Source organism: Kitasatospora sp. NPDC048662, from assembly GCF_055587065.1.
The window spans coordinates 176685-203184 of the sequence record NZ_JBVJHA010000002.1 but is presented as its reverse complement, the minus strand read 5'-3'; the positions used below and the strand labels follow the sequence as shown (position 1 = coordinate 203184).

At 71.7% G+C, this 26500-nt stretch carries 25 protein-coding genes; 24 read left to right on the top strand and 1 reads right to left on the bottom strand.

Annotation, left to right across the window (positions count from 1 at the left end):
• Positions 1 to 500: 500 nt before the first annotated feature.
• From ACZ6R9_RS06905 to ACZ6R9_RS06870, 8 genes are all read left to right on the top strand, one after another.
• Positions 501 to 1499 (top strand): ABC transporter permease, encoded by a 999-nt coding sequence (locus ACZ6R9_RS06905; RefSeq protein ID WP_380482088.1) that lies wholly within the window; start codon positions 501 to 503, stop codon positions 1497 to 1499.
• Between the two features lie 27 nt (positions 1500 to 1526).
• Positions 1527 to 3290, top strand: a complete 1764-nt coding sequence (locus tag ACZ6R9_RS06900) for an ABC transporter substrate-binding protein (protein WP_380482086.1) — start codon at positions 1527 to 1529, stop codon at positions 3288 to 3290.
• A gap of 121 nt (positions 3291 to 3411) precedes the next feature.
• Positions 3412 to 4410 carry an ABC transporter permease gene (locus ACZ6R9_RS06895; protein WP_380482084.1) on the top strand — a complete coding sequence of 333 codons (999 nt, stop codon included), beginning with the start codon at positions 3412 to 3414 and terminating at the stop codon, positions 4408 to 4410.
• Positions 4407 to 5471 carry an ABC transporter ATP-binding protein gene (locus ACZ6R9_RS06890; RefSeq protein WP_380482082.1) on the top strand — a complete coding sequence of 355 codons (1065 nt, stop codon included), beginning with the start codon at positions 4407 to 4409 and terminating at the stop codon, positions 5469 to 5471. The genes ACZ6R9_RS06895 and ACZ6R9_RS06890 overlap by 4 nt, the downstream gene beginning before the upstream one ends.
• Positions 5472 to 5499: 28 nt before the next feature.
• Positions 5500 to 6546, top strand: a complete 1047-nt coding sequence (locus ACZ6R9_RS06885; RefSeq protein ID WP_380482080.1) for an ABC transporter ATP-binding protein — start codon at positions 5500 to 5502, stop codon at positions 6544 to 6546.
• 180 nt (positions 6547 to 6726) lie between these two features.
• Positions 6727 to 7638 carry a DUF6891 domain-containing protein gene (locus tag ACZ6R9_RS06880; protein WP_380482079.1) on the top strand — a complete coding sequence of 304 codons (912 nt, stop codon included), beginning with the start codon at positions 6727 to 6729 and terminating at the stop codon, positions 7636 to 7638.
• Between the two features lie 122 nt (positions 7639 to 7760).
• The gene (locus ACZ6R9_RS06875; RefSeq protein WP_380482077.1) at positions 7761 to 8540 is read left to right on the top strand and encodes a ferritin-like domain-containing protein; all 780 of its coding nucleotides are present in this window, start codon (positions 7761 to 7763) and stop codon (positions 8538 to 8540) included.
• Between the two features lie 45 nt (positions 8541 to 8585).
• Entirely contained in the window at positions 8586 to 9245 is a 660-nt protein-coding gene (locus ACZ6R9_RS06870; RefSeq protein WP_380482075.1) for a trimeric intracellular cation channel family protein, read from the top strand.
• Positions 9246 to 9248: 3 nt separating this feature from the next.
• On the opposite strand, the gene ACZ6R9_RS06865 is transcribed toward ACZ6R9_RS06870, so the two are convergent.
• Positions 9249 to 10070, bottom strand: a complete 822-nt coding sequence (locus tag ACZ6R9_RS06865; protein WP_380482073.1) for an IclR family transcriptional regulator — start codon at positions 10068 to 10070, stop codon at positions 9249 to 9251.
• A gap of 103 nt (positions 10071 to 10173) precedes the next feature.
• Here ACZ6R9_RS06865 and ACZ6R9_RS06860 point away from each other — a divergent pair, with 103 nt between their 5' ends.
• From ACZ6R9_RS06860 to ACZ6R9_RS06785, 16 genes are all read left to right on the top strand, one after another.
• Positions 10174 to 11355, top strand: coding sequence for a cysteine desulfurase family protein (locus tag ACZ6R9_RS06860; RefSeq protein WP_380482071.1), 1182 nt, complete (start codon positions 10174 to 10176; stop codon positions 11353 to 11355).
• Positions 11356 to 11406: 51 nt separating this feature from the next.
• On the top strand, positions 11407 to 11547 hold the full coding sequence (locus ACZ6R9_RS06855) for a hypothetical protein (protein WP_465536981.1): 141 nt from the start codon (positions 11407 to 11409) through the stop codon (positions 11545 to 11547).
• A 127-nt stretch (positions 11548 to 11674) separates the two neighbouring features.
• A complete protein-coding gene (gene mnmA / locus ACZ6R9_RS06850) occupies positions 11675 to 12808 on the top strand; it encodes a tRNA 2-thiouridine(34) synthase MnmA (protein ID WP_465536979.1) in 1134 nt (377 codons plus the stop codon).
• 98 nt (positions 12809 to 12906) lie between these two features.
• A complete protein-coding gene (locus tag ACZ6R9_RS06845; protein WP_380482066.1) occupies positions 12907 to 13440 on the top strand; it encodes an LOG family protein in 534 nt (177 codons plus the stop codon).
• An 8-nt stretch (positions 13441 to 13448) separates the two neighbouring features.
• On the top strand, positions 13449 to 14138 hold the full coding sequence (locus ACZ6R9_RS06840) for an SDR family oxidoreductase (protein ID WP_380482064.1): 690 nt from the start codon (positions 13449 to 13451) through the stop codon (positions 14136 to 14138).
• Positions 14139 to 14217: 79 nt separating this feature from the next.
• Complete coding sequence (locus ACZ6R9_RS06835) at positions 14218 to 15030, top strand: alpha/beta fold hydrolase (protein ID WP_380482063.1); 813 nt, start codon at positions 14218 to 14220, stop codon at positions 15028 to 15030.
• Positions 15031 to 15113: 83 nt separating this feature from the next.
• Positions 15114 to 16085 carry a methionine synthase gene (locus ACZ6R9_RS06830; RefSeq protein WP_465537677.1) on the top strand — a complete coding sequence of 324 codons (972 nt, stop codon included), beginning with the start codon at positions 15114 to 15116 and terminating at the stop codon, positions 16083 to 16085.
• A gap of 17 nt (positions 16086 to 16102) precedes the next feature.
• Positions 16103 to 18394 (top strand): NAD-dependent DNA ligase LigA, encoded by a 2292-nt coding sequence (gene ligA, locus ACZ6R9_RS06825; RefSeq protein ID WP_465536977.1) that lies wholly within the window; start codon positions 16103 to 16105, stop codon positions 18392 to 18394.
• Positions 18395 to 18689: 295 nt separating this feature from the next.
• The gene (locus ACZ6R9_RS06820; RefSeq protein WP_465536975.1) at positions 18690 to 20279 is read left to right on the top strand and encodes a putative bifunctional diguanylate cyclase/phosphodiesterase; all 1590 of its coding nucleotides are present in this window, start codon (positions 18690 to 18692) and stop codon (positions 20277 to 20279) included.
• 188 nt (positions 20280 to 20467) lie between these two features.
• Positions 20468 to 20764, top strand: coding sequence for an Asp-tRNA(Asn)/Glu-tRNA(Gln) amidotransferase subunit GatC (gene gatC, locus ACZ6R9_RS06815; RefSeq protein ID WP_035866399.1), 297 nt, complete (start codon positions 20468 to 20470; stop codon positions 20762 to 20764).
• A 5-nt stretch (positions 20765 to 20769) separates the two neighbouring features.
• The gene (gene gatA, locus ACZ6R9_RS06810; RefSeq protein WP_465536974.1) at positions 20770 to 22263 is read left to right on the top strand and encodes an Asp-tRNA(Asn)/Glu-tRNA(Gln) amidotransferase subunit GatA; all 1494 of its coding nucleotides are present in this window, start codon (positions 20770 to 20772) and stop codon (positions 22261 to 22263) included.
• On the top strand, positions 22260 to 22499 hold the full coding sequence (locus ACZ6R9_RS06805) for a hypothetical protein (protein ID WP_380482058.1): 240 nt from the start codon (positions 22260 to 22262) through the stop codon (positions 22497 to 22499). The genes gatA and ACZ6R9_RS06805 overlap by 4 nt, the downstream gene beginning before the upstream one ends.
• A 27-nt stretch (positions 22500 to 22526) precedes the next feature.
• Positions 22527 to 24026, top strand: coding sequence for an Asp-tRNA(Asn)/Glu-tRNA(Gln) amidotransferase subunit GatB (gatB, locus tag ACZ6R9_RS06800; RefSeq protein WP_465536972.1), 1500 nt, complete (start codon positions 22527 to 22529; stop codon positions 24024 to 24026).
• A 183-nt stretch (positions 24027 to 24209) separates the two neighbouring features.
• The gene (locus ACZ6R9_RS06795; protein ID WP_465536971.1) at positions 24210 to 24467 is read left to right on the top strand and encodes a DUF6059 family protein; all 258 of its coding nucleotides are present in this window, start codon (positions 24210 to 24212) and stop codon (positions 24465 to 24467) included.
• A 122-nt stretch (positions 24468 to 24589) separates the two neighbouring features.
• Complete coding sequence (locus ACZ6R9_RS06790; protein WP_465536969.1) at positions 24590 to 26299, top strand: fatty acyl-AMP ligase; 1710 nt, start codon at positions 24590 to 24592, stop codon at positions 26297 to 26299.
• On the top strand, positions 26296 to 26500 hold a 205-nt coding region (locus ACZ6R9_RS06785; RefSeq protein ID WP_465536967.1), incomplete at its 3' end, for a hypothetical protein. The genes ACZ6R9_RS06790 and ACZ6R9_RS06785, both read left to right, overlap by 4 nt.

The following is a 26500-nucleotide window of genomic DNA, read 5'->3' as shown; positions in this document are numbered from 1 at the left end:
GAAGGTCGGCGGGGGTTTTCCGCTGTTGCGCGCTCTACGCGTGCCACCAACGGCGCCACCTGGCGTTTCCCCGCCACTGGCGGGGTGTCGTCAGTGTGCCCCTTGACGTGCGAGTGACAGCTGTGTGAAGAGCGATATGCCAGCGCAACGAATGTGCATGCGAGCAGATCACGGTTAGGCATCCTTCGCCATGGGGGTCTTCCGTCCGGCACATCCAATGACGGAGAGTGCTGCCCAATGCGGAGCGCGAGACGATCCTCACGAAGGTGAACGTGCCGCCGCCACAGCATGAACCGCACGATGCGCATCTCCGTGCGGCAGCACCATGCGCGCCGGGGCACTCCGCCCGGCGTCGAACGGCACCACCCGCAACGCCCTGCTTGCCAAACGCACTTCTGCACCGCCGCATCGGCACCCGGCACCACCGCAACCGCTCTGCCTTCCGCACCAAACGCGACTCCGTGGGCCGGCCACCGTCGGCGAGGGGAACGAACTGACTCATGACCACACCCACCGAGACCTCGGGTCCGCCGGCCGGCGCGCAGCCTGACGGCGCGTCAACTTCCGAGCCGGCCAAGAAGATCGAGGGTCGCTCGCCGGGCCGGATCGCCTGGGACCGCCTCAAGCGCGACAAGATCGCGCTGGCCGGCGGTGTCGTGGTGATCCTGCTGGTGCTCGCGGCGATCTTCGCGCCGGTGCTGAGCTCGATGTTCGGCCACCCGCCGAACGAACCGCACCCGGACCAGATCAACCCCGACCTCGGCCTGCCCAAGGGCGCGTTCGGCGGCATCAGCAGCGACTTCCTGCTGGGTGTCGACCCGACGTTCGGCCGCGACGTGTTCTCCCGGATCCTCTTCGGTGCGCAGATCTCGATGCTGGTGGCGCTCGGCGCCGCCGTGCTGTCGGTCTGCATCGGTGTGGTCATGGGCGTCATGGCCGGCTACTTCGGCGGCTGGGTGGACGCGTTCATCAGCCGCGTCATGGACATCCTGCTGGCCTTCCCGCAGCTGCTGTTCAGCATCGCGCTGGTGTCGGTGATGCCCACCTCGGCGTTCGGCATCCCGGACCAGTGGCTGCGGCCGCTCATTCTGGTCTTCGTCATCGGCTTCTTCGGCTGGCCGTACATCGGGCGCATCGTCCGAGGCCAGGCCATGTCCCTGCGCGAACGGGAGTTCGTGGACGCGGCCCGCAGCCTCGGCGCCGGCCGCACCCACATCCTGTTCCGCGAACTCCTGCCCAACCTGGTGGCGCCGATCCTGGTCTACGCGACCCTGATCATCCCCACCAACATCCTCAACGAGGCGGCGCTCAGCTTCCTCGGGGCCGGTGTCCGCCCGCCCACCGCTTCCTGGGGGCAGATGCTCTCCGACGCGGTCCGGATCTACGAGGCGGACCCCATGTACATGGTCGTTCCCGGCCTCGCCATCTTCATCACCGTGCTCGCCTTCAACCTCTTCGGTGACGGCCTGCGCGACGCGCTCGACCCCAAGGGCAACTGAGCCCGCGACTCTGGAGGTTTCCAACCCATGAAGCGAAACAGGACGCTCGCGGTCGCCGCCCTCGCGGCCACCCTCGCGCTCACCGCCACTGCCTGCGGCGGCAGCAAGGACAGCGGCGACGAGAGCAGCAACAAGGGCGGCGCGGGCTTCAACGCGGCCGTCGACAAGGTGGTGAACGCGTCCGACAAGAAGGGCGGCACCCTCAACATGTGGACCACCACCGACGTGGACTCGCTCGACCCCGGTCGCGCGTACTACGCCTCGGTGTGGAACTTCGAGCGCTTCTACGCCCGCACCCTGCTCGCCTTCGACGGCAAGCCGGGCAAGGAGGGCCTGAAGCTGGTCCCCGACCTGGCCGCCGCCCAGCCGGAGATCTCCGCGGACGCCAAGACCTACACCTTCAAGCTGAAGCCGGGTCTGAAGTTCGAGGACGGCTCGGTCATCACCTCGAAGGACATCAAGTACGGCATCGAGCGCATCTTCGCGCAGGACGTCATCTCCGGCGGCCCGACCTACCTGATCAACGAGCTGGACCAGGGCCAGAACTACAAGGGCCCCTACACCGACTCGGACCCGAACAAGCTCGGCCTGAAGACCGTCCTGACCCCGGACGACAACACCATCGTCTTCAACCTGGCCAAGCCCAACTCGGACTTCCCGTACCTGCTGGCCATGGGCTCCGCCGCCCCGGTCCCGCAGAAGCTGGACACCGGCGCCCAGTACGGCCAGAAGCCGGTCTCCTCCGGCCCGTACAAGTTCAAGTCGGCCGAGCCGGGCAAGCTCTACGAGCTGGTCCGCAACGAGAACTGGGACCCGGCCTCCGACCCGTTCCGCAAGGCGCTGCCGGACGTCGTCAAGCTGACCGTCACCACCAACGCCGACGACATGGACGCGCAGCTGCTGGCGAACACCGCCGACCTCGACTGGGCCCAGACCGGCCTGTCGCAGGCCGCGCAGGTCAAGGTGCTGCAGGACCAGGCGCTGAAGGCCAACACGGACGACCCGTACAACGGCTTCATCCGCTACGTCAGCCTCGCCCCGTCGGTCGCCCCGTTCGACAACCAGCACTGCCGCAACGCGGTGCTGTACGCGGCCGACACCACCGCCCTGCAGACCGCCCGCGGCGGCTCGGTGGCCGGCTCGATCTACGGCTCGATGCTGCCCCCGAACATCCTCGGCTCGGACGACTACGACCCGTACAAGCTGACCCAGGGCAAGCCGAACATCGAGAAGGCCAAGGAAGAGCTGAAGGCCTGCGGCAAGCCGGAAGGCTTCAAGACCAACATCGCGGTGCGCGGCAACAAGCCGAAGGAGGTCAACTCCGCGGTGGCGCTGCAGACCGCCCTCAAGGCCGTCAACATCGACGTCACGGTCCAGCAGTACGACGGCAAGCTGATCGCCTCCGAGATCGGCGCGCCCGACGTGGTCAAGTCCAAGGGCTACGGCCTGATCGTGATGGGCTGGGGCGCCGACTTCCCGACCGGCTCCGGCTACATGCAGCCGCTGATGGACGGCCGCTTCATCCCGAGCAACGGCAACAGCAACTACTCCGAGATCAACGACCCGGAGATCAACGGCTGGTTCGACCAGGCCGCGCAGCAGACCGACCCGGCCAAGGCCGCCGAGCTGTACAAGAAGATCAACCACAAGGTGATCGACGGCGGCTACTACCTGCCGATCGTCGCCGACAAGGCCCTGAACTGGCGCAACCCGCGCCTGACCAACGTCTACATCTCCGACGCGTTCGGCGAGGTGGACTTCCAGGCCCTCGGCGTCTCCGACGGCAAGTGACCTGACCTTCTCCCTTTAGTTCGCACCGCTAGTCCGAAGGGCAGGTGAAGGCCCTGCCCGGTCCGGCCGGAACAGTCCCCCACCGGGGACGTCCGGCCGGACCGTGGCAGGGCCGACCGCAGTGCTCGTGTATCTCTTCAGGCGACTGATCAACGTCGTCCTCATGCTGCTGGTGGTCGCTGCGGTGACCTTCGGCATCTTCTTCATGGTGCCCAAGCTCACCGGAACCGACCCCGCGCTGCTCTACGTGGGCAAGATCGCGGACAAGGTGGCCGTCGAGGGTATCCGCCACAAGATGGGCCTCGACAAGTCGATCGTCGAACAGTTCTGGCTCTTCCTGAAGGGCATCGTCGTCGGCCGCGACTACAACGCCGGCACCGACGTGACCCACTGCTACGCCCCCTGCCTGGGCTACTCGTTCAAGACCGAGCGGGCGGTCTGGCCGCTGCTGCTCAACCGGGTCGGCGTGGACGCTTCGCTGGCCGTCGGTGCCTCGATCCTGTGGCTGGTGTTCGGCACCGCCACCGGCGTCATCTCCGCGCTGCGCCGGGGCACCCCGCTGGACCGCATCAGCATGTCCGTCGCGCTGGCCGGCGTCTCGCTGCCGATGTACTTCACCGGCATGGTCGCGCTCGCGGTCTTCGTCGGACAGCTCGGCTGGTTCCCGCGCAAGTACACGGACTTCACGGTCGATCCGGTGGCCTGGTTCCAGGGGCTGGTACTGCCCTGGATCACCCTGGCCTTCCTGTTCGCGGCGACCTACGCCCGACTCAGTCGCGCCACCCTGCTGGACGTGCTCGGCGAGGACTACATCCGCACCGCGCGCGCCAAGGGCCTCAAGGAGCCGGTGGTCATCGGCAAGCACGCCCTGCGTTCCACGCTGACGCCGATCCTGACCATCTTCGGCATGGACCTCGGCGGTCTGCTCGGCGGCGCGGTGCTCACCGAGTCCACCTTCAACCTGCGCGGGCTCGGCTACGAGGCGGTCCAGTCGATCGCCTCCAGCGACCTACCGGTGATCATGGGTGTGACGCTCTTCGCCGCGTTCTTCATCGTGATGGCCAATCTCCTGGTTGACCTGCTGTACGCCGTCGTCGATCCCCGGGTGAAGCTGGCATGAGCAACAACGACAAGCCCCTCCAGGCTGACAAGCCCTTTCTGTCCGTCCGCGACCTGAAGGTGCACTTCCCGACCGACGACGGACTGGTCAAGTCCGTCAACGGCCTGAGCTTCGACCTGGAGCGCGGGAAGACCCTGGGCATCGTCGGCGAGTCCGGCTCCGGAAAGTCCGTCACCTCGCTGTCGATCATGGGCCTGCACCGCACCGGCAGCAAGCGCGGCGCCCCGCAGATCTCCGGCGAAATCTGGCTGGACGGCGAGGAGTTGGTCTCGGCCAACCCGGACCAGGTGCGCAAGCTCCGCGGCCAGAAGATGGCGATGATCTTCCAGGACCCGCTGACCGCGATGCACCCGTACTACACGGTCGGCGCCCAGATCATCGAGGGCTACCGGGCCCACCACCCCGGCACCTCCAAGAAGGTCGCCCGCACCCGGGCCATCGAGATGCTCGACCGGGTCGGCATCCCGCAGCCCGACAAGCGGGTCGACAACTACCCGCACGAGTTCTCCGGCGGTATGCGCCAGCGCGCCATGATCGCCATGGCCCTGGTCAACGACCCCTCGCTGCTGATCGCCGACGAGCCGACCACCGCCCTGGACGTCACCGTCCAGGCGCAGATCCTCGACCTGATCCGGGACCTGCAGAAGGAGTTCGGCTCCGCCGTCATCATCATCACGCACGACCTGGGCGTGGTCGCCGAGATCGCCGACGACATCCTGGTCATGTACGGCGGCAAGCCCGTCGAGCGCGGCCCCGCCGCCACCATCTTCGAATCCCCCGAGCACCCCTACACCTGGGGCCTGCTCGGCTCGATGCCCCGACTCGACCGGGAGCTCCAGGACCGGCTGATCCCGGTCAAGGGCACCCCGCCGAGCCTGATCAACGTGCCGTCCGGCTGCGCGTTCCACCCGCGCTGCCCGTACGCCGAGCTCACCGGCGGCCGCTCCACCAGCGAGGTGCCCGTGCTCGCCGAGGCCGCGCCCCGGCACTTCGCCGCCTGCCACCTGCCGATCGCCGAACGCCACCGGATCTTCACCGAAGAGATCGCGCCCCGGCTGTGAGCACGTACCACCCACTTGGAGACAACCGATGACGGACAGCCAGACGGCGGCCCCGCAGGCCGCGAAGGTGCCCGCCCAGGCACCCGGCCCGGACCGTGAACCCCTGCTGCGGGTCACCGGACTGACCCGGCACTTCCCGGTCACCAAGGGCCTGCTGAAGCGTCAGGTCGGCGCCGTGCGCGCCGTCGACGGCATCGACTTCGAGGTCATGGCCGGCGAGACGCTCGGCGTGGTCGGCGAGTCCGGCTGCGGCAAGTCCACCATGGGACGCCTGGTCACCCGACTCGACGAACCCACCGGCGGGAAGATCGAGTTCGAGGGCGCCGACATCACCCACCTGGGAGTCTCGGCGATGCGGCCCTACCGCCGCGACATCCAGATGATCTTCCAGGACCCGTACTCCTCGCTGAACCCCCGGCACACCATCGGCACCATCGTCGGTGCGCCGTTCCGGCTCCAGAACGTCCAGACCGAGCACGGCGTCAAGAAGGCCGTCCAGGACCTGCTGGAACTGTGCGGACTCAGCCCCGAGCACTACAACCGCTACCCGCACGAGTTCTCCGGCGGCCAGCGCCAGCGCATCGGCATCGCCCGCGCGCTCGCCCTGCGCCCGAAGATGATCGTCGCGGACGAGCCGGTCTCCGCCCTGGACGTCTCCATCCAGGCCCAGGTGGTCAACCTGCTGGACGATCTCCAGCAGGAACTCGGCCTGACCTACCTGATCATCGCGCACGACCTCTCGGTGGTCCGGCACGTCTCCGACCGGGTCGCCGTGATGTACCTCGGCAAGGTGGTGGAGATCGCCGACCGCGACTCCCTGTACGCCAAGCCGATGCACCCCTACACCAACGCCCTGATGTCCGCGGTGCCGGTCCCCGACCCGCGGCGCAAGGAGCGCCGCGAGCGGATCCTGCTCACCGGTGACGTCCCGTCGCCGCTCAACCCGCCGTCGGGCTGCCGCTTCCGCACCCGGTGCTGGAAGGCGCAGGACATCTGCGCGAGCCAGGAACCGCCGCTCAGCGCCGCGCGGGCCGGGCATCAGGTGGCCTGCCACTTCCCGGAGAACGCCGAGTAGTTCGCCGAACCGAGGTCCGTCCTGGGAGGGGGTTCCCTCCTGGGGCGGACCTTGCCGTTTCAGCGGATGGTTGCTCGCGCAGTTCTCCCCCAGCCCCAGCGGGCTGGAAGGTGCCCCCACGCGCCCCTGGCGGGGCACGGGGAGGGGGCGCTGACAGTGGCGGGTGGGACAGTGGTGGGCATGCTCGATATCGCGGTGGAGGACAACTCCGGCAGGGTCGGGGTGCGGGTGTCGGAGGACGAACTCCTCGACACGGTGCGGGACATGGGGGAGTGGCCGGACTCCTTCGTGGTGCTGCAGCGGGTGCCGGACCTGCCGCACACGTACGCGCAGGCGTGCCCGGAGAACGGGGCGTGGACGGTGGAGCACCGGGCGGGGAGCCCCGCGCGGCACTACGGGGCGCGGGTGGACGACCTGGAGCAGGTCGCCGCGCTGCTGCTCGGGTGGGCGCGGGAGGACGAGGGCTGGGACGCCGGGGTGGCGTGGGAGCGGATCGAGTTCGACGTTCCGGAGCCCGCACCGCTGGAGCTGTCCGCGCAGGACGAGCGGACCCTGGTCGAGGCGGTGCGCGTTCTGCTCGCGGGCGGGTACGCGACCCGTGCGCAGGTGGCCGATTTCGCGGCGGAGTGCCTGGTGGACGGCGGCTCCCGGCCGGTGACGAAGGAGCAGGCGAAGCAGCTGGCCGACCGGATGTGGCTGGAGCGGGTCGCCGAGCAGCGGGCGTGGGTGGGGGAGACGGATCCGGAGCGGGTGGCGCGGGCGTTCGCCGCGCTGGAAGCGGCCGGCATCACGGCCCGGGAGAACTTCACCTGCTGCCGCAACTGCGGCCACGAGGAGATCGGTGCCGAGGCGGCGGAGGGTTCCCGAGGCTTCGTCTACTTCCACTCCCAGGGCACCGAGGGCGCGGCGTCCGGCCAGGACCTGTGGCTGCTGTACGGCGGCTGGGACGGCTCGCCGGACACCACGGCGGCGGTCGGCCGGGAGGTCGTCGCGGCGCTGGAGGACCGCGGCCTGGAGGTGCGCTGGGACGGCAGCCCGGACGAGGCGATCCGGGTCACCGGACTGGACTGGCGGCGCCGGCTGGTCGGGTAGTCCGAGCCGGGCAGGCTTTCCTTCGTCCGGCGCAGTGGGGGGCGTGAGCTGTTGCCCGGGGAGTGGGGGTGCCTTGAGCTGGACCGGAATGTTCCGGCTCCCGTGCGAGGGGTAGGTCCACCATGCTGTCGGCGCGCAGTCTGTTCCAGGAGATCCACGACGACGACCGGGCGTTCCGGCTGTTCTGTTCGATCGCGGCCAAGGGGGAGGACCAGGGCGGTTGGGAGAACGGCCGGATCGCCCGGCTGGTACCCGACCAGGAGCTGGCGCCGAAGGTGGCCCGGCACGGCGCGGACGAGGACAAGCACGGGCGGATCTTCAAGGCGCTGCTGCACAAGCGGGGTCTGGAGCCGGCCGAGGTCCCGGACGAGACCGACTACACGATGATCCTGGAGCGGCAGGGCATCGGGTTGGCGCACTCCCGGCTGCGCCGGGACGAGCCCTTGGACGAGCAGGACGTGATCACCTACCTGGCGCACAGCCGGGTGACCGAGCAGCGGGCGTCCGAGCAGATGCGGATGCTGAAGCGGATCTTCGGCGACCACCCCGAGGTGGGCCGGGCGGTGCGGATGATCTCCAACGACGAGGACAACCATCTGGCGTTCTGCCACGAGGAGTTGCTGCGGCTCGCGTACCACGGGCACGGCCGGTCGATCCTGGACATCCTGCAGGACACCGCGCGGGCGGAGATCCGCACCTACCGGGACGTCAGCCTGGCGGTGATGGCGCACATGGGGGAGCTGCTGCGCTGGCCGAGGGCGAAGTCGGCGGCGCTGGCCGCAGGCATCCACGCGGTGTACGGGTACGAACGGGCGGGCGGGTGGCGGCGGATGACGACACTGCGGATGCCCGCCAAGCTGAACGCGCTGGGCGGGCCGGCGCCGCACGAGTCGTTCGTCTGACCGCCCGGCGACCGGAGCCGGAAGGTCGGCGTGGACACTGACCACGTGACATCCGAGATCTTCCCGCACGACGTCCAGCAGATCCTCGACCTGGTGGGCATCTTCGTTTTCGCACTGTCCGGCGGCCTGATGGCGGTCCGCAAGAACATGGACATCTTCGGCATCTGTGTGCTGGCCGAGGCCACCGCACTCGGCGGCGGCGTGCTGCGGGACTTGATGATCGGGGCGCTGCCGGTGGCCGCGTTCACCAACGCCGGCTATTTCGCGACCCCGCTGGTGGCGGGGGTGGTGGTGTTCTTCCTGCACCCGGAGGTGGAGCGGATCACCCGGGCGGTGATGGTGCTGGACGCGGCGGGCCTCGGCCTGTTCGCCGTCACCGGCACGATCAAGGCGCACGACCACGGCCTGGGCGCCGTCTCCTCGGTGGCCTGCGGGATGCTGACCGCGGCGGGCGGCGGCGTGGTGCGTGACGTGCTGGCGATGGAGCCGCCCTCGCTGCTGCGCTGGGACCGGGAGATCTACGCGGTGCCGGCGCTGGTCGGCGCGGCGATCACGGCGGTCCTGATCGGCGTGGACCAGCTCACCCCGGCGAGCGCCGCGCTGGCGGCGGTGGCGGCGTTCACCATGCGGATGCTGGCGCTCAGGTACGGGTGGCGGGCACCTCGGGCCTGGCACCGCAACGGTTCCCGGGCCGGCGAGGAGTGAGGCTCAGGTGCGGGCGGCGCGCACCTCGTGCTTGGCGCCGCAGCGGTTCTCGCACCAGCGCGGAGTGGGGGAGCCGCCGTACGCCAGCGAGATCGCCTCGACCGTGCAGAGCAGTTCCGGCAGCAGTTTGCTGAGTTCGACGACCGAGGCGATCTGCACGGGGGCGGAGATCGAGCAGGCGGCGATCGCGGTGCCCTCGGTGCCGGCGATCGGGGCGGCGATGCAGTTCACGGACGCGTGGTACTCGGCCTGGTCGACCGCCCAGCCGCGCCGCTGCACCTCGGCCAGTTCGGTGCGCAGCTCGTCCGGGCCGCCGGTCGACTGCGGGGTGCGGGCCGGGAGCTCCGTCTCGGCGAGGAAGGCGGCGAGCCGGTCGGTGGGCAGGTCGGCCAGCAGGACCTTGCCCGCCGCGGTGGCCGCCGCCGGGGCGCGCCGGCCGATCCGGCTGTCCTCGCCGAGCCAGCTGCGGCCCGGGTCCGGGTACTTGGCGTCCACCTTGTCCAGGTAGAGCACCTCGTCGCCCTCCAGCACCGACAGGTGGACGGTGTGCCCGTAGCGCTCGTTGAGCACCGCCAGGTACGGGGCGGCGACCTGGCGGATGTCGATGCCCTCCAGGGCCTGGTGGGCGAGTGCGAACAGGCGGCCGCCGAGCCGGTAGCGGTGGTCGGACTGCCGGGTGACGAAGCCGTGCTCCTGCAGGGTGCGCAGCAGCCGCAGGGCGGTGGACTTGTGCACGCCGATCCGGGACGCGGCCTGCTCCAGCGAGGCCGGGCCCTCGCCGAGCGAGGCCAGGATGGTCAGCGCACGGTCGACCGTCTGGGACACGGCCCTCCCCCTCTCACAGCGGCGTGGCCGGAACGCTAACGGCGCGTTGCAGAGGGTGCAATGGCCAAATCGTGACCTCTGGGCCGCCTACACTGGACCCGCTATGGCTTACCTCGACCACGCCGCCACCACCCCGATGCTTCCCGAGGCGATCGCCGCGATGACGGCGCAGTTCGGGGCCGTCGGCAACGCGTCCTCCCTGCACACCGCCGGGCGGCGGGCCCGCCGGGTGATCGAGGAGTCCCGGGAGTCGCTGGGCGAGTCCTTGGGCGCGCGGCCCAGCGAGATCGTGCTCACCGCGGGCGGGACCGAGTCCGACAACCTGGCGGTCAAGGGCCTGTACTGGGCCCGGCTGGCCGCCGACCCGGTCCGCCGCCGGGTGCTGAGCAGCCCGGTCGAGCACCACGCGGTGCTGGACGCGGTGCACTGGCTGGCCGAGCACGAGGGCGCCGAGGTCGAGTACCTGCCGGTGGACGAGGTCGGCCGGGTGCGCCCGGAGGCGCTGCGCGAGGCGATCGGGCGGGCGCCGGAGACGGTCGCGCTGGTCACCGTGATGTGGGCCAACAACGAGGTCGGAACCGTTCAGCCGATCCGCGAACTCGCCGCCGTCGCCGCCGAGTTCGGCATCCCGATGCATGCGGACGCGGTGCAGGCGCTGGGCCAGGTCCCGGTGTCCTTCGCCGATTCCGGGCTGACGGCGCTCACCGTCACCAGCCACAAGATCGGCGGGCCGTACGGGGTCGGCGCGCTGCTGCTGTCGCGCTCCGCCACCCCCGTTCCGCTGCTGCACGGCGGCGGCCAGGAGCGGGACGTCCGCTCCGGGACGCTGGATGTGCCCGGTGCGGCCGGGTTCGCGGTGGCGGCCGCGCTCGCCGTCGAGCGGCAGCCCGAGTACGCGGCGGGCGTCGGCATGCTGCGCGACGACCTGCTCGCGGTGGTCCGGGCGGCCGCGCCCGAGGCGCTGCTGAACGGCGACCCCGACCCGGCGGGCCGGCTGCCCGCCAACGCGCACTTCTCCTTCCCCGGCTGCGAGGGCGACGCGCTGCTGATGCTGCTGGACGCGGCCGGTGTGGAGTGCTCGACCGGTTCGGCCTGCTCGGCGGGCGTTCCGCAGCCCAGTCACGTGCTGCTGGCGATGGGCGTGGACGCCGAACTCGCCCGCGCCTCGCTGCGGTTCTCGCTCGGTCACACCTCCACCCGGGCGGATGTGGAGGCGCTGGCCGCCGCGCTGCCCGGCGCGGTGGAGCGGGCCCGCCGGGCCGGACTGGTGCGGGCCGGCCGCTGACCGGGTTCGTTCGGTAGCGGAACCATCTGCTGTCGGACGTCTTCTGAGGGGATGGACGCACCCCTGCCCGAGCGCACCGTCCGCGACCTCACCGGGCTGCTGCTCGCCGCGTTCCTGCTGGCCACCGCACTACCTTCGCGGACCGCTGCTGTCCCGGCCGCTGCCGAGCCGCCCGTCCTGGTGCCGAACTGACCGTCCGGGGCCGGGCCGGCCGTCGGAGCCCGGAACGAACTGGCCGTCCGGGGCCGGGCCGACCGTCGGAGCCCGGAACGAACTGGCCGTCCGACGCCCGCCCGGCCCCCGTTAGGCTGGACTCCTTATGACTGACTTCCCCGGCGCCCCGACCACCCCGTCCACCGGCCGCCTGCGCGTGCTCGCCGCGATGTCCGGCGGCGTCGACTCCGCCGTCGCCGCCGCCCGGGCCGTCGAAGCCGGCCACGAGGTGACCGGCGTCCACCTGGCGCTCGCCAGCAACCCGCAGTCCTTCCGCACCGGCGCGCGCGGCTGCTGCACCCTGGAGGACTCCCGGGACGCCCGCCGCGCCGCCGACGTGATCGGCATCCCGTTCTACGTCTGGGACTTGGCGGAGCGCTTCCGCGAGGACGTGATCGAGGACTTCGTCGCCGAGTACGCCGCCGGGCGCACCCCCAACCCGTGCCTGCGCTGCAACGAGAAGATCAAGTTCGCGGCCCTGCTCGACAAGGCGATCGCCCTCGGCTTCGACGCCGTCTGCACCGGCCACTACGCCCGGATCGTCGACCTGCCCGACGGCACCCGCGAGCTGCACCGGGCCGTGGACGGCGCCAAGGACCAGTCGTACGTGCTCGGCGTGCTGGACGCCGAGCAGCTCGCCCACTCGCTGTTCCCGCTCGGTGACACCACCAAGGACGTCATCCGCGAGGAGGCCGAGCGGCGCGGCCTCGCCGTCGCCAAGAAGCCCGACAGCCACGACATCTGCTTCATCACCGACGGCGACACCCAGGGCTTCCTCGCCGAACGCCTCGGCACGGCTCCCGGCGACATCCTCGACACCGACGGCACCAAGCTCGGCGAGCACGACGGCGCGTACGGCTTCACCATCGGCCAGCGCAAGGGCCTGCGCCTCGGCCGCCCCGCCGCCGACGGCAAGCCGCGCTACGTCCTGGACATCTCGCCGGTCAACAACACCGTCACCGTCGGCCCCGCCAGCGGCCTCGACGTGCACGTCCTCACCGCCATCCGCCCCCGCTGGTGCGGCACCCCGGCGAGCGGCGAAGGCCGCTACACCGCGCAGCTGCGCGCCCACGGCGAAGAAGTCCCGGTGACGGCCGTCCTGACCGACGAGCAGCTCCACGTCCGCCTCGACACCCCCGCCCGCGGCATCGCCCCCGGCCAGGCCGTGGTGCTGTACGACGGCACCCGGGTGGTCGGCTCGGCCACCATCGCGAGCACCGAGCGGGCCGTCGAGGTCTAGTCGAGGTCCAGGGGCCGAGGTCCGGGGACTGCCCGGCTGCGGCCGGTCGTTGCCGGGTTGACCCGGGCGTGGCGGGCGGTGATAGGACTGGTCGCACTATGAACATCACGGTCTTCTGTTCGGCGAACCTGCTCGATGCCAAGTACACCGCCCCGGCGGGGGAGTTCGCCCGGCTGCTCGGGGCGGCCGGGCACACGCTGGTGTGGGGCGGGTCGCACACCGGGCTGATGGGGCTGCTGGCCGACGAGGTGCAGGAGGCCGGGGGACGGCTGGTCGGGGTGTCGGTGGAGTTCCTGCGGCACAAGGCGTACGAGGGCGCCGACGAGCTGGTGGTGATGCCCGATCTGGCCACCCGGAAGGCCGAGTTGCTGGCGCGCGGGGACGCACTGGTGGTGCTGGTCGGCGGCCTCGGGACGCTGGACGAGGTCACTGAGGTGCTGGAGCTGAAGAAGCACGGGCAGCACGACAAGCCGGTGGTGTTCCTCGACACCGAGGGGTTCTACGCCGGGCTGCGGACGCAGCTCGAACGGATGGACAGCGAAGGGTTCCTGCCGCGTCCGCTCGCCGAGCTGGTGAGTTTCGCGCAGACTCCCGCCGAAGCCCTCGCCCACGCCACCGTCCAGCAGAACTGAGGAATCCCATGGGTGCCCACCTGATCACCGGCGCCGGCTCCGGCATCGGGGCCGCCGTCGCCGACAAGCTCACCGCCCGCGGCGAGGAGGTCTGGCTGCTCGCCCGGGACGCCCGCCGCGCCGCCCAGCTGCGCGAGCGCTACCCCGAGGCGCGGACCCTGGTCGGCGACCTCGACGACCCCGCCAAGCTGTCCTGGGCGTTCGGCCACCAGGCGCTGCCCGTCGAACTCGACTCGCTGCTGCACATCGCCGGCGTGGTCGAACTCGGCACCGTCGCCGAGACCCCGGTCAAGGCGTGGCAGCAGCAGCTGAACGTCAACGCCGTCGCGCCCGCCGAGATCACCCGCCTGCTGCTCCCCTCGCTGCGGCTGGCACGCGGGCACGTGGTCTTCGTCAACTCCGGTGCGGGGCTGCGCGCCGCCCCGACCTGGGGCTCGTACGCGGCCAGCAAGTTCGCCGTCCGGGCGGTCGCCGACGCGCTGCGGCAGGAGGAGCACGCCAACGGGGTCCGGGTCACCACCGTGTACCCCGGGCGCACCGCCACCGCGATGCAGGTCAAGGTGCACCAGCAGGAGGGCAAGGAGTACGACCCCTCGAAGTGGATCGCGCCGGAGTCGGTCGCCACCGCGATCCTCGCCGCGCTCGACCTGCCGCGCGACGCCGAGATCACCGAGATCACGGTGCGCCCGGGGCAGTAAGTAGCCGGGGGCCCGCGCCTGCGGTCCACTGGAGGGACGGGGGCTGCGCTCGCGGCTCCGGCAGGTGAGGAGGGCGCGCATGCCGCTGGCCCGGGTGAACGGCGTCGGCCTCTACTACGAGCTGGCGGGGAGCGGCGATCCGCTGGTGCTGGTCCACGGATCCTGGAGCGACCACGCCACCTGGGCGTCCGTGGTGCCCGTGCTGGCCGAGCGGTACCGCGTCCTGGTCTACGACCGGCGGGGGCACAGCCGCAGCGAACGCCCCGCCGGGCAGGGGTCCCGGGCCGAGGACGAGCAGGATCTGGCCGCGCTGGTGGAGACGTTCGGCCTGGCGCCGGCGCATGTCGTGGGCAGCTCCTTCGGTGCCTCGGCGGCGCTGGGCCTGGCCGCGCGGCGCCCCGAACTGTTCCGCAGCCTGGTGGCGCACGAGCCCCCGCTGATGGGGATCGTGGCGCAGGACCGGGACCTCGGGCCGCTGATGCGGGCCATGGGGGAGAGACTCGGGTCCGTGCACGCGCACCTGCGCGCGGGCGAGGATCTCGCGGGCGCGAAGCAGTTCATCGACGAGGTCGCCCTCGGCCCGGGTACCTGGGACGAGTTCCCGGACCGGCTCCGGGACGTCCTGCTCTTCAACGCCCCCACCTTCCTCGACGAACTGGGCGATCCCGGCTGGTCGTTCCTCGATCTCGCCGGGCTGTCCGGCTACCTGGGCCCCGCCCTGCTGACCAACGGCACCGAGAGCCCGCCGTGGTTCGCGGCCATCATCGCCAAGCTCGCCGAGGCCCTGCCCCGGGCCGAGATCGGAACCCTGGAGGGCGCCGGCCACGTCCCGCACGTCTCGCACCCCGCGGAGTACCTGCGCAGCCTGACCGGCTTCCTCGGCGACGCCTGACGCCCGGGCTGCGTAGGCTCTGTCCCGTGACTGACGTGGACGTTTTCGGGAAGCTGGCCGGGGCCGCGACCGGGGTGGGGTCGATGCCCGGCGGGGATGTGCGGGAGATGACCCGCGGCGTGATGGCGGAGCTGGAGCAGCTGCCGCACCTGCCGGAGCTGCCCGGGCGGGGGCCCGGGGCGGACATGATCGGGCGCGGCGCGGGCCTGCTGACCGAGCTGTTCGTGCAGACCGAGCCGAGCGGCTGGCGGTTCACCGACCACCCGGGGCGGGACACCAAGCGGGCCCGGTCCTGGCTGGGCGAGGACCTGGACGCGCTGGAGGAGTACACCCAGGGCTACGAAGGGCTGCTGAAGATCCAGGCGGTCGGGCCGTGGACGCTGGCCGGGTCGATCGAGCTGCGGCACGGCGAGAAGGCGCTCAGCGACCCCGGCGCCTGCCGGGACGTCGCGGCGTCGCTGACCGAGGGGCTGCGCCGGCACCTGGAGGACGTCCGCCGCCGGGTGCCGGGCGCGACGGTGGTGCTGCAGCTGGACGAGCCGCTGCTGCCCGCCGTGCTGGCCGGGTCGGTGAAGACCGCCAGCGGCTTCCAGCGGCTGCGCGCGATCGACCGCCAACTCGCCGAGCAGGCGCTGCGCGAGGTGATCCGGGGCGTGGAAACGGCGGTGCTGGTGCACAGTTGCGCGCCGAAGGTGCCGATCCCGCTGCTGCGCCGGGCCGGTGTGGCCGGGATCAGCCTCGACTTCGGACTCCTGACCGAGCGTGACGACGACGACCTGGGCGAGGCGATCGAGGGCGGGACGCTGATCCTCGCCGGTGTGGTGCCCTCCACTGACACCGCTGCGGTTCAATCAAAAGCAGTGTCAGACCCGGCCGGTAGTGTCCAGGGTGTCAGGACGTTGTGGCGCAGGCTCGGGTTGGCCCCGGAGCTCCTGGGCCGCCGGGTGGTGGTGACGCCGACGTGCGGGCTGGCGGGGGCGTCCCCGGCGTATGCCCGGCGGGCGTTGGCGCAGACCGTGAAGGCGGCGCGGAGCCTGGTGGACAACCCGGAGTGACGAGCGAGGAGGGCCCGGTGGCGGCTGCTGTGGAGGGCTGGGAGGAGATCCCGGCGGAGGTGCGGACCCGGCACGCCGAACTGGCGACCGAGATCGAGGAACACCGGGCCCGGTACTACGAGTTGGACGCGCCGACCATCAGCGACGCCGAATTCGACGCCCTGATGCGCGAGTTGGAGGCGCTGGAGGCCGAGCACCCGGCGCTGGTGACGCCCGACTCGCCGACCCAGAAGGTCGGCGGCGCGCCCACCGTGCTGTTCGCGCCGGTCGAGCACCGGGAGCGGCTGCTCAGCCTCGACAACGCGATGGACGCCGAAGAGTTGGCCGCCTGGGCCGAGCGGGTCGCCACCGAACTGTCCGGCATCGACTACCACTACCTGTGCGAGCTGAAGGTGGACGGGCTGGCCGTCAACCTGACGTACGAGAACGGGGTGCTGGTGCAGGCCGCGACCCGCGGCGACGGCCGGGTCGGGGAGGACATCACCGCCAACGTCCGCACCATCAAGGAGATCCCGCACCGCCTGCACGGCGACAACATCCCCGCGCTGGTCGAGATCCGCGGCGAGGTGTACTTCCCCACCGAGGACTTCGACGCGCTGAACGCCTCCTTCGCCGAGGAGAACGAGCGCCGCCGGCAGGAGAACGAGGAGCGTGCCAAGGAGGGCAAGCGGCCGCGGGCGATGATCCGGCTGTTCATGAACCCGCGCAACGCCGCCGCCGGATCGCTCCGGCAGAAGGACCCGCTGGTCACCGCCGCCCGCCCGCTGCGGATGGTGGTGCACGGCATCGGCGCCCGGGTCGGCTTCGACATCGACTGCCAGTCGCACGCCTACCAGCTGCTGCACGACTGGGGCCTGCCGACGGCGAGGCACAACAAGGTGGTCGGCTCGCTCGACGAGGTGCGGGCGTTCATCAAGCACTTCGGCGAGCAGCGGCACTCCGTCGAGCACGAGATCGACGGCGTGGTGGTCAAGGTCGACGAGATCGCCCTGCAGGGCCGGCTCGGCTCCACCTCCAAGTCGCCGCGCTGGGCGATCGCCTGGAAGTACCCGCCGGAGGAGGTCACCGGCAAGCTCGCCGAGATCAAGATCGGCATCGGCCGCACCGGCCGGGCCACCCCGTACGCGGTGCTGGCCGAGCCGGTGAAGGTGGCCGGCTCGATGGTGCAGTACGCGACGCTGCACAACCAGCAGATCGTCAAGGCCAAGGACGTGCTGCTCGGTGACACCATCGTGCTGCGCAAGGCCGGTGACGTGATCCCGGAGATCCTCGGCCCGGTCTACGACCTGCGCGACGGCAACGAGGTGGCGTTCGAGATGCCCACGCACTGCCCGGAGTGCGGCGGCGAGCTGCGCCCGATGTCCGAGGGCGACATCGACCTGCGCTGCCCGAACGCCCAGCACTGCCCGGCGCAGATCCGTGAGCGGATCGCGTTCCTCGGCGGCCGCCAGTGCCTGGACATCGAGGGTCTGGGCTACGTCGCGGCGACGGCGCTCACCCAGCCGCTGGAGCCCGCGGACCCGCCGGTCAAGGACGAGGGCGACATCTTCGGCCTGACCGAGGCGCAACTGCTGCCGATCAAGGTGCTGGTGCGCGACCCGAAGACCGGCATGCCCAAGCCGGACGACAAGACCGGCAAGGAGAAGCGGACGTCCTTCTTCGCCACCACCGCCGGCGCCCCGAAGAAGAACACCGGCGTGCTGCTGGAGAATCTGGACAAGGCCAAGGACCGCCCGCTGTGGCGCTTCCTGAATGGCCTGTCGATCCGGCACGTCGGCCCGGTGGCCGCCCAGGAACTGGCCCGCGAGTTCCGCGACCTGGACCGGATCTTCGCCGCCGACGAGACCGAACTCGCCGCCGTCGAGGGCGTCGGGCCGACCATCGCCCGGTCCGTCAAGGAGTGGTACGCGGAGGAGTGGCACCGGGAGATCCTCCGCAAGTGGCGGGACGCGGGCGTGCGGTTCACCGAGGAAGCCGGCGAGGAGCAGGGCGAACGGCCGCTGGAGGGGCTGACGGTGGTGGTCACCGGCACCCTCGCCGGGCACACCCGGGACGGCGCGAAGGAGGCGCTGACCTCGCGCGGCGCGAAGGTGACCGGCTCGGTGTCGAAGAAGACGCACTTCGTGGTGGTCGGCGACAACCCCGGCTCCAAGTACGACAAGGCGGTGCAGCTCGGCGTTCCGGTGCTGGACGACGCCGGGTTCGAGGTGCTGCTCGGCCAGGGCGCGGACGCGGCCCGCCGGCATCTCGGGCTGGACGTGGACAGTGAGGAGAACGCCGGAGAAGTGCCGCAGGAGCAGGTGTCCTGACGGGTCGTTATCGTCCTGATGCCGCGCCAGCCGGGTGTTCGAGAGCGAAATCGGGCATTGTGTCATCGAGCAGCGCGCGGATATGACGTCGCGCTCGGAGGTGACCGGAAAGTGCGCCCGTGCGGCGGACCCCGGCTTACCCTGGGCGCTACGAACTGTCAGCAGGAGTGTGTGGCACCGGTTCTGCCGGAGCCCCGGGGACACGCCCTCGTCTGACGTCCACCGGCATCCCGAGGAGGGGGTGCCTCACCGTGAGGCGGCCCAGCGGGGGCGGGCCCGACGGAGGACTGGGCTTATGGATCGTACGACCGGCGGCGCGCCCACACGCCCGCCGCAGGGGATGGCGGGGGCGGTGCTGCTGCTCGGTGTCCTGCTGGCCGGGGCCGCACCGCTGATCCCGCTGGCCGTCCTGGTGTACCGCTACGAACCCGAACTGCTCCCGCTGTTCGCGGTTCCGCTGGCCGTACTGGTCGCCGCCTGGCGGATCGCCCGGGACCGGGCCAGGGACCAGCTCACCGACCCGCTGACCGACCTGCCCAACCGGCAGGCCCTGCTGATCGCCACCCAGGAGGCGCTCGCCGCCCACGAGGGCGAACCCGGCTACAGCGTCGGGCTGATCCTGCTCGACCTGGACCGCTTCCGGTCGCTGAACGACGCGCTCGGGCACACCGCCGGCGACCGGCTGCTGGTGCACATCGCCCGCAGGCTGCACCGGGCGCTGCGCTCCGGCGGCGGCTTCGCGCCGGGACCGGACACCGCCGTGCTGCCCCCGCAGGTGCGCCGCCGCGGCGAGCGCCCGGTGGTGGCCCGGATGGGCGGCGACGAGTTCGCGGTGCTGCTCCCCGGCGTCGGCAGCCCCGAGCTGCTGGAGCGGATCGCCAAGGGGCTGATCGCCGAACTCGCCGCACCGATCCGGCTGGACGGGCTGCTGCTGGTGCTGGAGGCCAGCGCCGGGGTCTGTGTGCACCCGACGCACGCCCCGGACGCAGAATCGCTTCTGCGACGGGCCGACGTGGCGATGGGCCACGCCCAGCACAGCCGCAGTGGCGTCGAACTGTACGACGAGGCACGGGACTTGGAGACCCCGTACCGGATCGGCCTGCTCGGCGACCTGCGGCGGGCGCTGGAGATGAACGAGGTCGCCCTGCACTACCAGCCGAAGGTCGCCTTCGACGGCCGGGTGGTCGGCCTGGAGGCGCTGGTGCGCTGGGAGCGGCCCGGGCAGGGCCGGGTGCCCCCCGACGAGTTCATCAGCCTTGCCGAGTCCTCCGGACTGATGCCCCGGCTCACCGACTACGTGCTGGAGAGTGCCGTCGGGCAGATCGCCCGCTGGCGCCACCAGGGCCTGCTGGTGCCGGTCGCCGTCAACGTCTCGCCGCGCGACGTCCTCAATCCGGGTTTCGCCGCCCGGGTCGCCGGACACCTCACCCGGCACCAGGTCCCCGCCGAGGCACTCCAACTGGAGATCACCGAACGGCTGCTGCTCGACGACAGCCGGCGGGCCGCCGACACGCTGGCCGAACTGCGCCGCTACGGCGTGCGGATGTCGCTGGACGACTTCGGCACCGGGCACTCCTCGCTGGTACGGCTGCGCAGCCTCCCGGTCGGCGAACTGAAGATCGACCGCTCCTTCGTCTCCCGGATGGTCGCCGACGACCACGACGCGGCGGTGGTGCGCTGCTCCGTCGAACTCGCCCACTCGCTGGGCCTGACGGTGGTCGCCGAGGGCGTCGAGGACGACGAGACCTGGGAGCGGCTGCACGACCTCGGGGTGGACGCCGTGCAGGGGTGGCTGGTGTCGGCCGCGCTGCCCGTCGATCAGGCGACGGCGTGGCTGCAGGTGCGGCAGACGGGGGCGGCGCCGGTTTCGTCGCTTCCGCGATAGTTCTTCGCCCGCGAGGTCCGCCCGGGGAGGGGAGTTCCGCCCCCGGGCGGACCTTTCCGCGTCTGCCCGGTTGCTCGCGCGGTTCTCCGTGCCACGGAAGGGGCACATAGGATGGCCCCCAAGACCAAAAAGGACGGGTGTGCCCAGGGCCGCCCGGTCCACCAGAACTCACCCTTGAGGATCGCTGCATGCCTGGCATCACGCGCGAGGAGGTCGCCCACCTCGCCCGGCTGTCGCGTCTGGAGTTGCAGGCGGAGGAGTTGGACCACTTCGCCGAGCAGCTCGACGTGATCATCGGCGCGGTCGCCCGCGTTTCCGAGGTCGCGGGGCAGGACGTCCCGCCGACCTCCCACCCGCTCCCGCTGAGCAACGTCATGCGGGCGGACGAGGTGCGACAGTCGCTGACCCCGGAGCAGGCGCTGTCCGGCGCCCCGGCGAGTGAGGACCAGCGTTTCCGCGTGCCGCAGATCCTCGGGGAGGACTGACCCAGATGACCGACCTGATCAAGTACACGGCGGCCGAGACGGCCTCCGCGATCGCCTCGGGCGAGGTGTCGGCCGTCGAGGTCGCGCAGGCCCACCTGGACCGGATCAACGCCGTCGACAAGAAGGTCAACGCCTTCCTGCACGTCGACAGCGAGGGCGCGCTGGCCGCCGCCCGCACGGTGGACGACAAGCGCGCCAAGGGCGAGCAGCTCAGCCCGCTGGCCGGTGTGCCGCTGGCGCTGAAGGACGTCTTCACCACCAAGGGCATCCCGACCACCTGCGGCTCGAAGATGCTGGAGGGCTGGATCCCGCCCTACGACGCCACCCTGACGCGGCGTCTGAAGGACGCGGACGTCGTCATCCTCGGCAAGACCAACATGGACGAGTTCGCGATGGGCTCCTCCACCGAGAACTCGGCGTACGGCCCGACCAGCAACCCGTGGGACCTGACCCGGATCCCCGGCGGCTCCGGCGGCGGCTCCGCGGCGGCGCTCGCCGCGTTCGAGGCTCCGCTGGCGATCGGCACCGACACCGGCGGCTCGATCCGCCAGCCCGGCGCCGTCACCGGCACCGTCGGCGTCAAGCCGACCTACGGCTCGGTGTCCCGCTACGGCCTGGTCGCCTTCTCGTCCTCGCTCGACCAGGGCGGCCCGTGCGCCCGCACCGTGCTGGACGCGGCGCTGCTGCACGAGGCGATCGCCGGCCACGACCCGCTGGACTCCACCTCGATCGACGCGCCGGTCCCGGCCGTGGTCGAGGCCGCGAAGATGCGCGACATCCGCGGCATGCGGATCGGCATCGTCAAGGAGTTCGCCGGCGAGGGCTACCAGGCCGGCGTCATGCAGCGCTTCAACGAGTCGGTGGAGCTGCTGCGCGAGCTGGGCGCCGAGGTCGTCGAGGTGTCCTGCCCGTCGTTCACGCTGGCGCTGCCCGCGTACTACCTGATCGCCCCGTCCGAGTGCTCCTCGAACCTCGCCCGGTTCGACGCGATGCGCTACGGCCTGCGGGTCGGCGACGACGGCACCCGCTCCGCCGAGCAGGTCACCGCGCTGACCCGCGAGGCCGGATTCGGCGACGAGGTCAAGCGCCGCATCATCCTCGGCACCTACGCGCTGTCGTCCGGCTACTACGACGCCTACTACGGCTCGGCGCAGAAGGTCCGCACGCTGATCTCCCGGGACTTCGACGCCGCGTTCGCCGGCGTGGACGTGCTGATCTCCCCGACCACGCCGACCACCGCGTTCCCGATCGGCGAGCGGGCGGACGACCCGATGGCGATGTACCTCGCCGACCTGTGCACCATTCCCTCGAACCTGGCGGGCAACGCGGCCATGTCGCTGCCCTGCGGTCTGGCTCCGGAGGACAATCTCCCGGTCGGCCTGCAGATCATCGCCCCCGCGATGGCGGACGACCGCCTCTACCGCGTGGGCGGCGCCGTCGAGGCCGCGCTCAACGACAAGTGGGGTCACACCCTGCTGGAGGAGGCACCGGCACTATGAGCAAGATCGAGAAGGCCAAGGGCTGGAAGCACTCGAAGCCCGGCCTGTGGCTGTCCATCGGCACCAGCGCGTTCGGGGCGATCTCGGTCGTCAAGGACATCCGCCACGCCCGCGAGGACAACGACACCCTCAAGCTGATCAACGCCGTGGTCGGCGCCGCCGCCCTGATCACCGGCACCGCGCTCCTCGTCCGCGAGCTCAAGCGGCTCGGCGACGACGACGTCCTGCTCGGCTGAACCCCCCATGACTGAAGAAGGGACGCTGTGAGCGTCATGAGCCTGGTCTCCTACGAGGAGGCACTCGCCTCGTACGACCCGGTGATGGGCCTTGAGGTCCACGTCGAGCTGGGTACCAAGACCAAGATGTTCTGCGGCTGCTCCACCGAGCTGGGCGCGGAACCGAACTCGCAGACCTGCCCGACCTGCCTCGGCCTGCCCGGCTCACTGCCGGTGGTCAACGCGGTCGGTGTGGAGTCGGCGATCCGGATCGGTCTCGCGCTGAACTGCGAGATCGCCGAGTGGTGCCGGTTCGCCCGGAAGAACTACTTCTACCCGGACATGCCGAAGAACTTCCAGACCAGCCAGTACGACGAGCCGATCGCCTTCAACGGCTACCTCGACGTGCAGCTGGAGGACGGCGAGATCTTCCGGGTGGAGATCGAGCGCGCCCACATGGAGGAGGACACCGGCAAGTCCACCCACGTCGGTGGCGCGACCGGCCGCATCCACGGCGCCGAGTACTCGCTGCTCGACTACAACCGGGCCGGCATCCCGCTGATCGAGATCGTCACCAAGCCGATCGAGGGCGCGGGCCACCGGGCCCCGGAGGTCGCGAAGGCGTACGTCGCCGAACTGCGCGAGCTGATCAAGGCGCTGGGCGTCTCCGAGGCGCGGATGGACAAGGGCCAGATGCGCTGCGACGTCAACCTGTCGCTGCGCCCCAACGGCACCGAGACCTTCGGCACCCGCAGCGAGACCAAGAACGTCAACTCGCTGCGCAGCGTGGAGCGGGCCGCCCGGTTCGAGATCCAGCGGCACGCCACCGTGCTGACGGACGGCGGGACGATCGTCCAGGAGACCCGGCACTTCCACGAGGAGGACGGCTCCACCACCTCCGGCCGGATCAAGGACAACGCCGAGGACTACCGGTACTTCCCGGAGCCCGACCTCGTCCCGGTCGCCCCGGCCCGTGAGTGGGTCGAGGAACTGCGGGCCGGTCTGCCCGAGCTGCCGCGGGTCCGCCGGGCCCGGCTGCAGGCGGAGTGGAACCTGTCCGACCAGGACATGCAGTCGGTGCTGAACGCCGGTGCGGTGGAGCCGATTCTGGAGACCATCGCGGCCGGCGCCCCCGCCGACCAGGCCCGCAAGTGGTGGATGGGCGAGCTGGCGCGGCGCGCCAACGAGACCGGCACCGAGCTGTCCGAGCAGCCGATCACCCCGGCCCAGGTGGCCCGGGTCTGCGCGCTGGTCGCCGAGGGCAAGCTGAACGACAAGCTGGCCCGCCAGGTCATCGAGGGCGTCCTCGCCGGCGAGGGCGAGCCGGACCAGGTCGTCGAGAAGCGCGGCCTGGCCGTGGTCTCCGACGACTCGGCGCTCGGCGCGGCCGTCGACCAGGCGATCGCCGACAACCCGGACATCGCCGCGAAGATCCGCGACGGCAAGGTGCAGGCGGTCGGCGCGCTGGTCGGCGCGGTCATGAAGACCACCCGCGGCAAGGCCGACGCGGCGAAGGTGAAGGACCTGATCCTGGAGAAGCTCGCCTGAGTGCTGCTGCTCCGCACGGTGCCCGTCCCCGCACACGGGGGCGGGCACCGTCGTTTTCCGGCGCGATTCGAGGGAGGTTCGAGTCGCCGCTCCGATCCTGCCCTCCGCGGTACGCCGGAGACGAAGCGAGGTGGGGTAATGGCCGGGACGACAGGTTCGGGACGGAGGCTGCTGGGGACGGCTGTGAGACGGCTGCTGCGGGGCCTGTCGCTGCTCGGCGACATGTACCTCTGCACGGCGGCCTCCCGGTACGAGGCCCTGCTGCTCGGACGGCCGGTGGAACGCCCGTGGCCGCTGGAACCGCCGATCACCCTGCTGCCGCCGCCCCCCGGACACCCCGAGCAACTGATCCCGGACGTGCCGCTGAGCGCCGTCGAACTCGCGCTGCGTTCCGAACTGCGCCACCTGGAGCGACTGCTGCCGGGAGGGACATGGCGCTGACCGCGCGGGCGCGGCCGAGCCGGAGGAGAGCGGGCTTCAAGAGCCGGTTGAGCGGACCGCCGGAGACTGGGCGCAGCGCGGCTCGAGGAGCGGGCCGGGCGCGGAACCTCCGGAGGTGCGGAATGCGGGAGCCGGCAACTCTGACCGAGGCCCTGGTCGAGCGGTTCGCCCGCGCGGCCGCCGAGCCGGCGGTGGTCGAGCCGGGTGATCCGGGCACCGCTGCGCGCACCGCGAGCTACGGTGAACTCGACCGCCGGGCCCGTGAGTTGGCGAACTGGCTGACCGACCGCCAGGCGACCGGCCGGCCGGTACTGGTGGCGCTGGAAACCGGCGTGGAACTGGCCGTCGCGGTGGTGGCCTGCCTGTACGCGGGCGCCGTCGCGGTGCCCGTCCCGCCGCCGTCCACGTCCGCGGCCGCCGCCGAGCGGACCACCGCGATCGCCCGGGAGACCGGCGCGGCCGTGGTCCTCACCGTCTCCCGGCACGCCGCGGACGTCTCGCGGCGACTGTCCGACGCGGGGCGCGGCGCCGTGCTGTGCCTGGCCGTCGACACGGTGCTGCCGGACGCCGCCGAGCGGGCGGAGGGACGGCCGATGCCGCGCCTCGGCCCGGAGACGGTCGCGCTGATCCAGTACACCTCCGGCACCACCGCCGCCCCGCGCGGCGTGCAGGTCACCCACGCCAACCTGCTGGCCACCATGCGGGAGATCCAGCAGGCGCTGGGCACCCACGCCGGCTCGCGGATCGGCGGCTGGCTGCCCTGCTACCACGACCTGGGCCTGATCGGGCAGGTGCTGCACCCGCTGTGGCTGGGCGCGACCGCCGTGCTGATGCCGCCCCGGCTGTTCCTCGGACGCCCCGTGCGCTGGCTGCGGGCCATCGACGAGTACGGGGTGACGGTCGCCGCCGCCCCCGACTCCGCGTACGCCCGGTGCGCCGCCGAGATCACCGACGCGGAACTCGCCGGGCTCGACCTGTCGCGCTGGGAGATGGCCGTGAACGCCGCCGAACCGGTGTCCGCGGCCACCGTCGAGGCGTTCGCCGGACGCTTCGCCGCGGCCGGGCTGCGGCCCGGCGCGATGGTCGCCGGGTACGGGCTGGCCGAGGCGACGCTGCTGGTCAGCACCACCGGCGGCAGCCCCGCCGCGGTCCGGTCCGGGCTGCCGGTGGGAGCCGCGGACGGCCGACGGGTGGTCAGCTGCGGGCGGCCGCGCGGCGGCGAGGTGCGGATCGTCGACCCGGTGAACCGCACCGAACTGCCCGACGGCGCGGAGGGCGAGGTGTGGGTGCGGGGCGCGGCGGTCGCCGCCGGGTACTGGCAGCGGCCGCTGGAGACCGCCGAGGTGTTCGGCGCCGTCACCGCCGCCGGCGCCCGCGGCTTCCTGCGCACCGGCGACCTCGGCGTGCTCAGCGACGGCGAGTTGTACCTGACCGGCCGGCTCAAGGACACCGTGGAGGTGGCCGGACAGAGCGTCCACCCCCAGGAGATGGAACGCCGCCTGATCGACTGCGGCGAACGCCTGGCCTCCGCCGTGGTGTTCGGCGCCGACCAGCCAGACCGGCTGGTGGTGGTCCAGGAAGTCCGGCACCCCGGCCGCGACCAGGCCACGCTGGCGGCGCTCGCCGCGCGGGTGCGCGGCTGCCTGGCCGAGGAGTTCGGCGCGCGGCCGGCCGGCGTCCTGCTGGTCCGCCCCGGCTCGGTGCGCCGCACCACCAGCGGCAAGGTCCGGCGCTCGACGATGCGGCAACTGTTCCTGCGCGGGGAGCTCCGGCCCGTGTACGCCGAACTCGACGAGGCGTTGCCGGTGCCGTCCCGGGAGACGGCCAGGTGAGAGTCGTCGAGAGGCGCGAGCAGCGCGCGGGGCGCGCGGAGGGCGAGCGGGTCGAGTTCGTCGAGGGCGGTGTGCGCGGCGGTGGTCAGGTGGGCACTGCTGAGCGGCGGTGCGGCGGCCCGGCCGACGGGCGCGTGGAAGGCGAGCGGGTCGAGCCGGCCGCAGGCACGGGCCTGGTGAACGCCGCTGAGCAGCGAGTGC